Genomic DNA, 12575 nt, shown 5'->3' with positions numbered 1-12575 from the left:
TTCAAGTACGAGTATTTAGTATTATAAGGCCATCCAATAAGTTATTCATTGGGTGGCCTTTTTATTAAGCAGTTAAATGAAATGATGATTAAACCACCCCTGCTCCACCCTTTTCTGAATATCAAAATAAAGAAAAGGAAAGTACGTTTAATTTGCGAAGAATTAGCTTTGGTGCAAGGACTTATAATGCAAGTATAGGGAGGTTTGATGGGGTGGATCCATTGAGTGAAAAAGACAGAAAGACAACAAGTTTTGCGTATGCATTTAACAATCCACTAATTTTTGTTGACCCTGATGGAATGTTTGCCGACTACTATGATAATCAAGGAGTTCATTTGGGAAAGGATGAAAATGAAGATGGGAAAGTTTATGTTTTGAAAGATGAATATGATCCAAACAAAAAAAATACAACTGTTAATTGGGGAGGTGTTTTGAGCCAAGCTCATGCTAACGACTTGAAAAATCATTCGTTAGAAGCAGAAACTCCTGGGAAAATTACTTATTCGCTCGATAAAGGTGAAAATCCATCATCAGATAAATATAACCAGTTTGATAAACTTATTGCAGTTGCTACGCATTTAATCAATAGACAAATAAGTAAAAACTCCTTGTCTATTGGAAAGGGCTATAAATTAGGCAACAATGCAACTCCCTTAGATGTAAATTTGGTAAAATCGCTTGCTTATATGGAGTCTAGATTAGGTCAGGGTGCTTCCAGATCAACGAACGCAAGTGACATATTTAGCATGTTTAATATAGGAGATTATGGAGATAAGGGTAAAATGGGAATGAGCATAGAAGATGTACAAAATGGAAGTGGTGCCATTCAAAGTACACAGTGGGGTTTAAGATGGTTATATTATAAATCCTTTAGCTCGCCTGATGGTAAAACTAAGAATTTTCAAGGGTGGGATTATGCTATAGAGAAATATGGTCCCGGCCGCAGAGAGCCCAATTATAAAGAAACGGTATATAAAATATATAACTCAATAAGAAAATGAAACTTCTTTTCTGTAAGCTAATTTTAATAATATTTTTCGTTTCTTGTAATTATAAAAGAGATGATAACGCAAGTTATATATCTAAAACAAATGAGGATGAAATTTTAGAATTGCCTATTAATCTAAAAAATTCTCCTAACAAACAAATGGCCATAAGGAAATGGCTTAATGAAAATTATTTTAGAATTAATGCAGACATAAAAATTGAAGAAATTGATGACTCAGTCAATCTGTTGAGTATTTTCAAAATTTCATTTAATGGCGGGCATGCTTATAGCTTTAATAATTTCTATTCTTTAATATATTTTAAAAAAGATAATAAATCTTATTTGATTCCAATAGAATACCTCCAGTCGTATAAAATAAATGGTATTCATATGCTTGGTGGTGTTTATAGTAAACGAGAATTTGAATATTATTTGATTTATGCTTTAAAAGATAATATTTTAGAAATAATTCTAGATTCTAGAAAACAAGGGAAATACGGCCTAAAAATTGGATACTTCCGTGATGACGACTGTATTGTATATAAACCAAATCGTTTTCTTTACAATTTCGATAATAAAAATAACACTATTAAATTTACAGGCACAATATTAGATTATTGCAAACCAAACTTTGATAGGGATACTTCTCAAAAAAAGCCTATTAAGAGTAAAGATATAACTATTGAATATATTTTTACCGGTACCCAATGGATGTATTCCGGTAAATCTGATTATATTTTCTGGTAGTTTGCACTACTAAATAAATAACGGTCATCCATTTTTTTACCTAATTTATTTAATCCACTTGACATCTGTCGGGTGGATTTTCTTCGATACTTACATATATTCGGGCAAAGTTGATAAGATTGATAAGCCAACTTCCAAGGAATTTGGAATACCGATTTATGCTATTGATTCTTACAGCGGTAAGAAGACAGATGGAGTTGGTACAATACATAGAGTTACGTCAGGTGGTAAACAAACTAATTTCGTTGGAAAAACAATTGGAAAAGGAACAACAACATCTTTTAATATCGGCTTAGATGCTTTACAGCGCTCAAGTGGTAAAATCAAATAAATGCAATGAGAAAAATATTTTTGCTAATGTTCATGTTAGCCAGCTTAGATTCCTTATGTCAGAACGGAATAGAATATACATTTCCAAAGAAAGTTACCGATAGTCTTACTTCATTTATCAATTTAAATGCGGCGCAAAATTATTACATAGTTATGGATAAAAATAGTTTAAGCAATTATTCAATAATGATATTGCGGTTACAAGAGACAAATAATTTTATAAAAATGACAAATAGATATGTGAAGATTAACAAAAAAAAAATACCCATCATTTTCCAGATGGATACTGACTTCTTTTCAAAAGGTATCGGTGTAAGAGGTGGTATAATCCGGACCGCAGTAATGTATCATGGCTTTACTATTCGTTTTAACTATGCCGGTGAAATTTTAAGCCAATAAGTAAAAAGCCGCCATTCGGGATGTCTATTCCTGAAATAAGTTATCTAATTTAAGTGCGATTATTTAGTTCAAGGCCATCCAATAGATTATTTATTGGGGGCCTTTTTTTAATATATTACCCATCTTCGCTACACCTATAAGGTCTTTCAAACAAACAATTCCGCACTCACCCAGACTTCCAAAACTTCTATTGATATTGGTGTATTTGCGATTGATTTGAGTTTTTAAATCGGGAAAAAGAAGGTACTTTTAATCTTAATTTGATTCGATTAGGAGCAAGAGGATATAACCCGACGATTGGACGTTTTGATAGAGTTGACCCGGTAATTGAAGGACAAGAGCAATTTAGTTTGTACCATTATTCTTTCAACAACCCTGTCCGTTTTTCTGATGCTGATGGATTAATGGGTGAGAGTTGTTGCCAAAAGGTCATAGATTTTGTGGCTGGTGCAACTCTGAGATTTATTGATAATAACTCACCTGTACCAACTTCACTGGATGGTGTTGGATATAGAGGTAGTGCGTATGAAAATGGCAGGAAGTTTGGAGATGGTTTATCGCTTCTAAGTGGTGGGGCTCAGGTAGTGGCAGGGGGATTAATGGCTCTTGGCGCAGGCGGCTTAGAAATTGCTTCTGGTGGTACTGCTTCTCCAATGGCTATACCTTTGGGGATGGTGGCACTTGCCACTGCGGGGAATGGAGCTAATACTATTTATAAAGCACTTGGTAATTTAAATTCACAAGGGAAAAGCAATTCAGGGGATAACAAAAAAAGTAATGTCTCTTCAGGCAATAAAAATAGTGCTCATGCTAATCAAAAAGCAAGAGAAGTTGCAAAAGAAAAATATGAGAAGGCCAAAAAAGAATACGATGCGGCAAAATCAAAGGCAAATAAAACACCCGAGGATAAAGCATTAGAGAAAAAATTAGAAAAACAGTTTAAACACGAAAAACAAAAAATGGATAATACTGGTGAAAACCATAGTAGGAAAGCAAAAGGAAGCAATTAATTTAAAATAAAGCAAGCCTTATTTTAAATATTCAAATTAATATTAAGCTCAGATAAATTCAAAATAAAAAAATGAACACCTACACATTTATAATGGAGTTCAGAGGTGGCACATATATAAGTCAAATTAATGCAAACAATCTTAAACAAGGATTAATTGACTGGTGCAAAAACCTGGATGTTAGTGAAATAAAATACCTTGGAGAAAAAAACAAAGGTGATTTATTAAGTATTATTGATTCGGAAATACCAACTCCGATAAATACGGTTAAAAATGTGTGGCATTTTAGTATAGGGATTAAAGCTGGCTTCCTTATGGTCAACATTGTTAAAACCGATGTTACTTAAATCTGTTATGTCCAAATTCTATTTAAATTATCTTATGGTTAACATATTTAAGTAAGAGCATTTAGTTCAAGGCCATCCAATAGATTATTCATTGGATGGTCTTTTTATTAATGAGTTAACGGATATGATGATTAAACCGCTCCTACCCCACCCTTTCCTAAATATCAAAATAAAGAAAAGGAAAGTACGTTTAATTTGCGAAGAATTAGCTTTGGCGCAAGAACTTATAATGCCAGTATAGGAAGGTTTGATGAGGTGGATCCATTGACAAGTATTGCTGGAAGATTTTCACCTTACACTTATGGTAATAATAATCCATTAAGATTTATTGACCCTGATGGGATGGAGTCAGAGGATTATACTTATTCTGATGGCTATAGTAATTTGAGTGCAAGGAATAGTAGTGGTTCAGTTGTTTTAAATGGAACTTATAGTAATATAAGTAATCCTGTTTATGGTACTAATGGTAAATTTTTAGGGACTGATGATAAAGGATTAAAAGGCAAAGCTATAGTAATGAAGGAAGGGGAATTTACACAGAGTATGAAACACGAAGATGCTATGAAAAAAAACTTAGCTCCAAATGGTGGTGAAGAATTTAATAAGGCGATTCCGAATCAGGATGACTACGATGATTTTTTTTATCATTACAAACGCTTAGAGTTCCGACCTGATTATAATGGATATTTGAGTAAAGCCGAGGCTGATGGATGGTGGAGAGGTAAATCAGGAGAGCCATTATTTGTAGACCAAAGTCAAATAGAACTTCCTGGTGTAACTACTAAAGACTTTGACAATAAACAAGGTAGTTCTTTTTATAAGAATTTCATTTGGGGGCTTAGTAATACTGGAAAAGTATATGGAACTTTAAAATTGACCCTTATAAATGCAAGTACAGGAGATGTCCATCTTGGATTACCATATCCAGAAAATATGGACAAATATGACTTTACAATGGATAATCGTACTTTTCGGAACTTCGCCACTTGGGTGGGAAGGCCTGGAGGTGCGAATGATGGAAGAGATTTTCTGATTTATGGATATGGTAATGCTAAAGTGCCAGTTAAAAAATAACAATTATGAAAAAATTACTGTTAGGATTATTAGTAGCCATAGTTATAATTGCTTCGTATTTAGTTTTTAATGAAGTTTCTTACAGTCCGTTAAAAGAAAATGATTTTCAAAAATTATTCAAGGGTTATAGTGGAAGTTTTGATAAAACTTGCAGTAAAGATTTTCTTGGCTTAAGCACTCATGGAGAGTTGTATGAAATTTTTAAATACAGTTTAGAAGATGCGGTAATTGACAGGAATTATCCTAAGTTTATTGAATGGGAAAACAATAAAATTACCAACAAAACTATCATAAGTTACTGGAAGAATTGCCCTCTTGATAAACAATCTCTGGAGTTGTACAGATTTACATTGACAGCTACCGACTTGAGCAAGGCTAAATGTTGTAGTTCTTTTTATAAAGAACTGTCGAATCCCAAAAACTTTTATAGCTACATACATTTTGATGGGTTGGAAGATTATTTTTTACTTTACTGTACTGATAGCAATGAATTGTATTATTTAAGAAGAAGGGGGTTTTAGCACAAAAGTCACCTGTCTCATCCTAAGTAATTTAAAAAATTAATTAAGCAAATTTAGTTCAAGGCCATCCAATAGATTATGTATTGGATGGCCTTTTTATTAATCAGTTAAATGAAATGATGATTAAAGCGACCCTGTATCAACCAAATTTGAATATCAAAATAAAGAAAAGGAAAGTACGTTTAATTTGCGAAGAATTAGCTTTGGAGCAAGGACTTATAATGCGAGTATCGGGAGATTTGATGGGGTGGATCCGTTGGCGGGACTCTCAAGACGTTTCTCTCCATACAATTATGTGTATGATAATCCTTTGATTTTTATTGATCCGGATGGTAGATTTGGAGATATTTATAACCAAAATGGTACTCATATTGGGAACGACGGTATTCAAGATAATCGCGTGTATGTTTTAAATACTACTTCCGAGCAACAACTAAGCCAAAATACATCAGAAGCATTAACTACCATGCACGACTTTGTAGGATTTGCACGTTCTGGCATAACTGATGGAGCAGGGCTTACAGAGTTAAATATGACACATGAGGAGTTTATAAGATATTCTGCGACTGTTTATAATGAAGCATCGGGAATGCCAAATATAGAGAAAGATAAGGTAGCTAGTGCAATGGAAAATCGGAAAGACGATCCTAAATATTCAGAAAAATCTTACACCGCTTTGACAGATAAAATAATGTTTAATTCAGATTCACACAATAAAAAAATGAGTGAAACAGATAGAAAACCCGGAAATACCAGTAGTTATGGAAATCATAGTTTTACAAATCAAGATGTTTCCGCTTCAAAATACAGAGAATTTTACAATTCTTCAATAGAGCAAAGAAATGCAAATAGTGAAATGAAAGCTTCTTCAGAAGCTGTCATTAATCAGCAAACAAACCGTCAAGACTTAGTAAATGGTGCTAATTCATGGCGGGGTAATGGTAGAACTCACAGATTCTTTTATCAAAAGCAATGAGAAAATATTTGACCTTAATTTTTATCGTGGTATTCCAATCTTGTAAAAGTTCAATTAAGCAGAAAATTGAAGGAAACACAGTTGACCATAATAATAGAACTGCATTTAGTTCAGATAGCTTGAAATTGATAAGTAGTCTTTATCAAAAATCAAGGATAATAGAATATTCCACAATACAACAAGGTTTATTTACTCATAGGAAGGATAATAAAACTCAAAAAATTGTAGCAACTGTTAATTTTTCCGGTTTAAATTTATCTTATAATATTGTTTTTGAAGATACCTCGCATATTTATTCTCAAAGAACTTTTGTACCTTCTGAAGATTATCAATACCTAAACAGTTATATTGTTATTGGTAAAGATACTTTAAATTTAGATGGTATTAAGTCGTTAAATGATTCTATTAAAGTAGAGCCAATTAACTTGTGGTATGGAGATGATTTCGGAATACATGGCAAGAGATTTAAAGGGAATCAGGAAATAATTCTGCTGAGAGGTTTAAATATGTTTTGCAATGGGAGCAACTGTAATAATTACAAAATTTTGCTGATTATAAAGGGAAGCAATGGAACATCCGTACATTATATCAACACTCGTGCCATATACCCTTATGATTTTGAAAATACAATGCTATTCAAAACAAAAACGAATGAAAAACCGTCTTTTTTTATAATAGATCCATCATTGTCGAATATCGATTCAACGCAAGATTTTGAATTATATACTATTCAAAAAGATGGGAAAATAACTACAGTGCCTTAGCAAAGGTTTAGTGGTTTATGTCTTATTGATAGATTAACTAATTTAAATAAGCATATTTAGCTTAAGTCCATCCAATAGATTATTTATTGGATGGCCTTTTTTAATATATTACCCATCTTCGCTACACCTATAAGGTCTTTCAAACAAACAATTCCGCACTAACCCAGACTTCCAAAACTTCGATTGGAATTGGTGTATTTACTATTAATTTGAGTTTTTAAATCGGGAAAAAGAAGGTACATTTAATCTGAATTTGATTCGATTAGGAGCAAGAGGATATAACCCGACGATTGGACGTTTTGATAGAGTTGACCCGGTAATTGAAGGACAAGAGCAATTTAGTTTGTACCATTATTCTTTCAACAACCCTGTCCGTTTTTCTGATGCTGATGGATTAATGGGTGAGAGTTGTTGCCAAAAGGTCATAGATTTTGTGGCTGGTGCAACTCTGAGATTTATTGATAATAACTCACCTGTACCAACTTCACTGGATGGTGGTGGATATAGAGGTAGTGCGTATGAAAATGGCAGGAAGTTTGGAGATGGTTTATCACTTCTTAGTGGTGGGGTTCAGTTAATTGCAGGTGGTTTAGGCACGCTTGGCGCTGGTGGTTTAGAATTGGTTACAGGAGGTGCTGCTACGCCAATTGCACTACCAGTTGGTGCAGCAGCGATAGCCACTGCAGGAAATGGAGTTAATACACTTTATAAGGCAGCTAATAATTTAAACTCAACTGGAAATAACAAAGGTGGGAATAATAATTCGCAGACTGGTACTAATTTCTCGAAGAAGGAAAAACAAAAAGTAATTGAAGACAATAAAAACAAGAATGATGGGAAAACAGTTTGTGAGAATTGTGGTGTAGAAACCGTAAAACCTGAGAAATCGAAAAAAGGTGTGACGCCACCTAAAAATGAGACTCAAGTTGACCATATTAAGCCTAAATCAAAAGGCGGTCAAGGGAAATCAGATAATGGACAAGTCTTATGCCGAGATTGTAATAGAAAAAAAAGTGATAACTAAAATGAAACCAAAAGAAAAAATCATTAATGACATACAAAAGTATGGATGGCACGTAGTTCATATTTTAGATGATGATAGAGGTGAGAAATACTCATATACTATAGGTTTAACAGATTCTTTTAAACATCCTGAAATTGCAATATCAGGATTAAAACCTGATATATGCTCTCTAATATTTGAAGGAATTGTCGAAACTATTAAAGATGGTTTTGAATATAAAGTAAATAAAGAGTATGACGATATTTTAGAAGGTTATAATTGCATATTTAGACAAATAAGCGATAACAAATACGATAATTTATTTGGTAAAGCAACTGAATATTACAAGGAAAAAGCCTTTAATGTGTACCAATTGTTTTACCCTGATAATGAAAATAACTTTCCTTGGGATAATGAGTACTCTCTGACAATTCAAGAATTACTCTAAATGTCTTGTCCTGAAATCAGTTTACAAATTAAGTACATGCATTTAGTCCAAGGCCATCTAATAGATTATTTATTGGGTGGCCTTTTTTAATATGGAAATGATTATTTAACCACCTCTGCTCCAACCTTTTCTGAATATCAAAATAAAGAAAAGGAAAGTACGTTTAATTTGCGAAGAATTAGCTTTGGTGCAAGGACTTATAATGCGAGTATAGGTAGGTTTGATGGGGTTGACCCGTTGGCGGATAAGATGAGAAGGTACAGTCCTTATACTTATTCGTTTAATAATCCCTGGAGGTTTATTGACCCTGATGGGAGATACCCATATCCAATAAATATTCGAGCTTTTGCACCATTTAAAGAATTTGGTGGTAGGTTTGCTGGAGATAATAGAAGTTTTTCTACTTCTCAAAATGTAACATCACGACTTGCTCAATCTTTTACAATGAATACAGATAATCATACTTATAGTAATTTACAAACTTCATCAAGCCCTTCTTCACACCCAATATTAGGGACGGCCACGGCAACGGATGATAAAGGAAGCATATTAAATTTTGTTTATTCAAATAACAAAGATGGAAGTACTACAACTTCGTGGACTTCAAAAATGTCTGGACATAATCCGTTAATCCCAGGTTCTTCAGACATAGATGTTACAACTAATTTTACTTTGACGGTAAACAAACAAGCAGGGACTTTGGGTGTAAATGTAACTCAAACAGGAGATGCTTTCCCATCTGCCGAGACAATGATAGGAGACACCAAGGGAAACCAACTTATGATAGGTGTTAGCCCCGCTGTTGGCAATCCTTATACAAGTTTACCAGGAGACAATAACAGACCGATGATGAGTGCTAATTTTACCGTTACAATGGATAAAAAGGGAGTATTTACGGGCGTAGTTGTAGGAAGCGGGAAAAATGCAACTACATATAGTATTTCAGATTGGAATAAAATGATGCAATCTACCCCTGCAGTAAAAAATTAACCTTCAACAATATATACCTGAAGTTTCAGGCATATCTTTTTCTATAAAATAAAAAGTTCATGAAAATCATACTAACAAATTGGATAAACATAGTAGGCGTGTTTGTAGCAGTATTTTTGTATTCTGTTATTTATGGCCTTACTAATGATGACGGCGTATCAAGAAACTTTCTTCAAGCCATTTTAGCTAGTATAATTTTAATTGCTTTATATGGGATAATACTTTGGATAGGTTTTATAGTTGCACTGGTTGCGCTGGATTTCCTTTTAATTGTTTTCAATGAGAAGCATTTAAAGCTAAAATTGGTTGCCGAATGGTTTATTATTAGTAGCCCATTTATTTATTGTGCAATTATCTATGAGCAACAGCGCTGGATTTACCTTGTTGCTGTAGCTGCTTTTTTGATTAGTCAATTATTGCGACAAAAACTGATAATTAAAGTCATAGGGTAGTTAGATTTAATATTTAACTAAGCCAACTGCAAAGCGTTGAGGTGAGTGAGTCTCATCCTGAAATAAGTTAAATATTTTAAGTACAAGTATTTAGTTTAAGACCATCCAATCATTCATTGGATGGTCTTTTTTAATTTATTACCTATCTTAGCAGCACCCATGAGGTCTTTCAAACAAACAACTCCGCACGCACCAAGACTTCCAAAACTTCTATTGAAATTGGTGTATTTGCAATTGATTTGAGTTTTTAAATAGAGAAAAAGAAAGTACATTTAATCTGAATTTAATTCGGTTAGAAGCAAGAGGTTATAATCCTACTATTGGGCGTTTCGACAGGACAGACCCGGTAATTGAGGAACAAGAGCAATTTAGTTTGTATCATTATTCTTTCAATAATCCTGTCCGTTTTTCTGATGCTGATGGATTAATGGGTGAGAGTTGTTGCCAAAAGGTCATAGATTTTGTGGCTGGTGCTACGCTCAGATTTATAGATAATAACTCACCTGTACCAACTTCGCTGGATGGTGGTGGATATAGAGGTATTGCATATGAAAATGGCAGGAAGTTTGGAGATGGTTTGTCACTTCTTAGTGGTGGGGTTCAGTTAATTGCAGGTGGTTTAGGCACGCTTGGCGCTGGTGGTTTAGAATTGGTTACTGGAGGTGCTGCTACGCCAATTGCACTACCAGTTGGTGCAGCTGCGATAGCCACTGCGGGGAATGGAGTTAATACTATTTCTAAGGCGCTAGGTAATTTAAATTCTGAGGGTGCTAAAAATAGCGGAGGAAATCAAAATACACAAAGCTCAAATGTAGGTAAAAGGAGAGAAAACAGAATCCCAGATACAGGTAAACCCAATTCCACAGCAACTAATCCTTCAGGTACTACTACAAAAAAATACGGTCCAGATGGAAATGTACAAAAGGAATTTAATAAAGGTCATCAGGGTAATAAGACACCTAAGAATGAGAGGAACGACCATGTTCACGATCATAAACCTAAACCGAATCGGCATCCAAATGACCCTCAACCAACAGATAGACAACCAGGAAGACCACCTAAAAAAGGCGAACTAAAAAGAGATTTTGGATTATAATTAAAAAACACATGAAATTAATTGCAAAAAATGACGAAGTTATTTCATTTTTATCGAACAATGAGAGTTTGATAAGTGGAACAATCGAAAGCATTAAGATTCAAAACAAAAGCAATGTTTTATGTATTGGTTTGAATATCAATTTAATGTATTCGAAAACAAATAAGACTATTTTTCTTGAATTTAAATTGGTCAAAGAATATGGATTTTTCTATTCGTCTAGTTTATCTTTCTATAATATAGAAAGATTTAAGTTCTTTAAAGACGATAATTTATTCTATATATCATTTGACCCTTTCAGTGAACAAGAAGAAATGGGAAGAGAAGAAAACGATAATGATTTTATTTTATCTCAAGAAGTATATTTGTATAGTATGATTGAATAACGGCCTTGACCTTATTGTTAATCGCTCCATCCCAATACATGTAATGTAATTTAATTTAGTTAGAAGCCATAGGCCATCCATAGGCAATTCATTGGATGGCCTTTTTTTATTCAATCTAGTTAACACCTATAGAGCCTATAAATCACACTGTTCTTACTCCTCCTGTTTCCACTTCAAACCGCCTTTTTCTATGATGGCAACATTGGCAAGCAATACTGGCAGGCCAGTAACAACAATGCTCCGTCGGGGCTGCGCACTTATACCTTCAGCTATGACAACATCTCGCGCCTCAAATCGGCCACTTATAGTGGCTTAGGCTCTGAAAGCTATGGGTTGGCAGCCATTAATTACGACAGAAACGGAAACATTACCAGCATGCAGCGTAATGGCAAACTAAGCAGCACCACCTATGGGCCGATGGACAACCTGACATATACTTACGCTGGTAACCGTTTAACAAAGGTTGAAGACGCCGTAACTGGTAATTATGAGGTTGATTTTGTGAACCGCAACTCAGGAACAGACGACTACACCTATTATGCCAACGGCGCTTTGAAGGCTGATAAGAACGAAGACATCACCGATATTATTTACAGCACTTATGCAAATCAACCCATAGAAATTCAGCTGACAGGCAGCCGATGGATTAAGAACTTCTATGATGGTGCCGGGCGATTGTACAAAACGAGTTATTCTACCGGAGAATACTGGGAGTATCTGGACGGCTTGGTTTTCAAGAACGGCGCTTTTTATCAACTGGCAACCCCTGAAGGCAGGGCGAATTACCAAAGTGGAGCCTGGACTTATGAGTATTTTATATTTGACCACCTGGGTAACACCCGTGTAGCCTTCAAAGCAAACGGTTCAGCACTAACCAAAACCTCTGAAACAGCATTTGACCCTTGGGGGGTGGTGTTGAAAGATGTAGGTTTAGTGAATGCTTTTCAAAATAAATTTGAATACCAAAATAAAGAAAAGGAAAGTACGTTTAATTTGCGAAGAATTAGCTTTGGCGCAAGAACTTATAATGCCAGTATAGGAAGG

Annotated in this window: 12 protein-coding genes and 5 pseudogenes; all 17 read left to right on the top strand. The window is 34.3% G+C overall.

Going from position 1 to position 12575, the window contains the following annotated elements; all coding sequences use genetic code 11:
- Window positions 1–128: 128 nt before the first annotated feature.
- Window positions 129–1001 (top strand): annotated as a pseudogene (locus C0V77_RS10450) (RHS repeat-associated core domain-containing protein); the annotation flags it as partial.
- Window positions 998–1735: a hypothetical protein gene (locus tag C0V77_RS10445; RefSeq protein WP_101726314.1), complete on the top strand. Its 738-nt coding sequence runs from the start codon at window positions 998–1000 to the stop codon at window positions 1733–1735. The pseudogene C0V77_RS10450 and the gene C0V77_RS10445, both read left to right, overlap by 4 nt.
- A 58-nt stretch (window positions 1736–1793) precedes the next feature.
- Complete coding sequence (locus C0V77_RS10440; RefSeq protein WP_101726313.1) at window positions 1794–2066, top strand: hypothetical protein; 273 nt, start codon at window positions 1794–1796, stop codon at window positions 2064–2066.
- Between the two features lie 5 nt (window positions 2067–2071).
- Entirely contained in the window at window positions 2072–2464 is a 393-nt protein-coding gene (locus C0V77_RS10435; protein ID WP_101726312.1) for a hypothetical protein, read from the top strand.
- A 260-nt stretch (window positions 2465–2724) separates the two neighbouring features.
- Window positions 2725–3474 carry an RHS repeat domain-containing protein gene (locus C0V77_RS10430; RefSeq protein WP_101726311.1) on the top strand — a complete coding sequence of 250 codons (750 nt, stop codon included), beginning with the start codon at window positions 2725–2727 and terminating at the stop codon, window positions 3472–3474.
- 71 nt (window positions 3475–3545) lie between these two features.
- Window positions 3546–3821, top strand: coding sequence for a hypothetical protein (locus C0V77_RS10425; protein WP_101726310.1), 276 nt, complete (start codon window positions 3546–3548; stop codon window positions 3819–3821).
- Between the two features lie 171 nt (window positions 3822–3992).
- Window positions 3993–4895, top strand: a pseudogene (locus C0V77_RS10420) (RHS repeat-associated core domain-containing protein); the annotation flags it as partial.
- A gap of 5 nt (window positions 4896–4900) precedes the next feature.
- The gene (locus tag C0V77_RS10415) at window positions 4901–5416 is read left to right on the top strand and encodes a hypothetical protein (protein WP_101726308.1); all 516 of its coding nucleotides are present in this window, start codon (window positions 4901–4903) and stop codon (window positions 5414–5416) included.
- A 151-nt stretch (window positions 5417–5567) separates the two neighbouring features.
- Window positions 5568–6392 (top strand): annotated as a pseudogene (locus tag C0V77_RS10410) (RHS repeat-associated core domain-containing protein); the annotation flags it as partial.
- Window positions 6389–7156, top strand: coding sequence for a hypothetical protein (locus tag C0V77_RS10405; RefSeq protein WP_101726306.1), 768 nt, complete (start codon window positions 6389–6391; stop codon window positions 7154–7156). The pseudogene C0V77_RS10410 and the gene C0V77_RS10405, both read left to right, overlap by 4 nt.
- Window positions 7157–7409: 253 nt before the next feature.
- Window positions 7410–8180 carry an HNH endonuclease gene (locus tag C0V77_RS10400; protein ID WP_101726305.1) on the top strand — a complete coding sequence of 257 codons (771 nt, stop codon included), beginning with the start codon at window positions 7410–7412 and terminating at the stop codon, window positions 8178–8180.
- A 1-nt stretch (window position 8181) separates the two neighbouring features.
- On the top strand, window positions 8182–8607 hold the full coding sequence (locus tag C0V77_RS10395; RefSeq protein ID WP_158237927.1) for a DUF4262 domain-containing protein: 426 nt from the start codon (window positions 8182–8184) through the stop codon (window positions 8605–8607).
- Between the two features lie 102 nt (window positions 8608–8709).
- A pseudogene (locus C0V77_RS10390) lies at window positions 8710–9597 on the top strand (RHS repeat-associated core domain-containing protein); the annotation flags it as partial.
- 59 nt (window positions 9598–9656) lie between these two features.
- Window positions 9657–10049, top strand: a complete 393-nt coding sequence (locus C0V77_RS10385; RefSeq protein ID WP_101726303.1) for a hypothetical protein — start codon at window positions 9657–9659, stop codon at window positions 10047–10049.
- Window positions 10050–10326: 277 nt separating this feature from the next.
- Window positions 10327–11145: an RHS repeat-associated core domain-containing protein gene (locus tag C0V77_RS10380; protein WP_101726302.1), complete on the top strand. Its 819-nt coding sequence runs from the start codon at window positions 10327–10329 to the stop codon at window positions 11143–11145.
- 11 nt (window positions 11146–11156) lie between these two features.
- The gene (locus C0V77_RS10375; protein WP_101726301.1) at window positions 11157–11531 is read left to right on the top strand and encodes a hypothetical protein; all 375 of its coding nucleotides are present in this window, start codon (window positions 11157–11159) and stop codon (window positions 11529–11531) included.
- Window positions 11532–11864: 333 nt separating this feature from the next.
- A pseudogene (locus C0V77_RS10370) lies at window positions 11865–12575 on the top strand (RHS repeat protein); the annotation flags it as partial.

The organism is Emticicia sp. TH156 (genome assembly GCF_002855535.1).
In the GTDB taxonomy this organism is placed as follows: Bacteria; Bacteroidota; Bacteroidia; order Cytophagales; family Spirosomataceae; genus Emticicia; species Emticicia fluvialis.
This window is presented reverse-complemented; position numbering and strand designations above follow the sequence as displayed.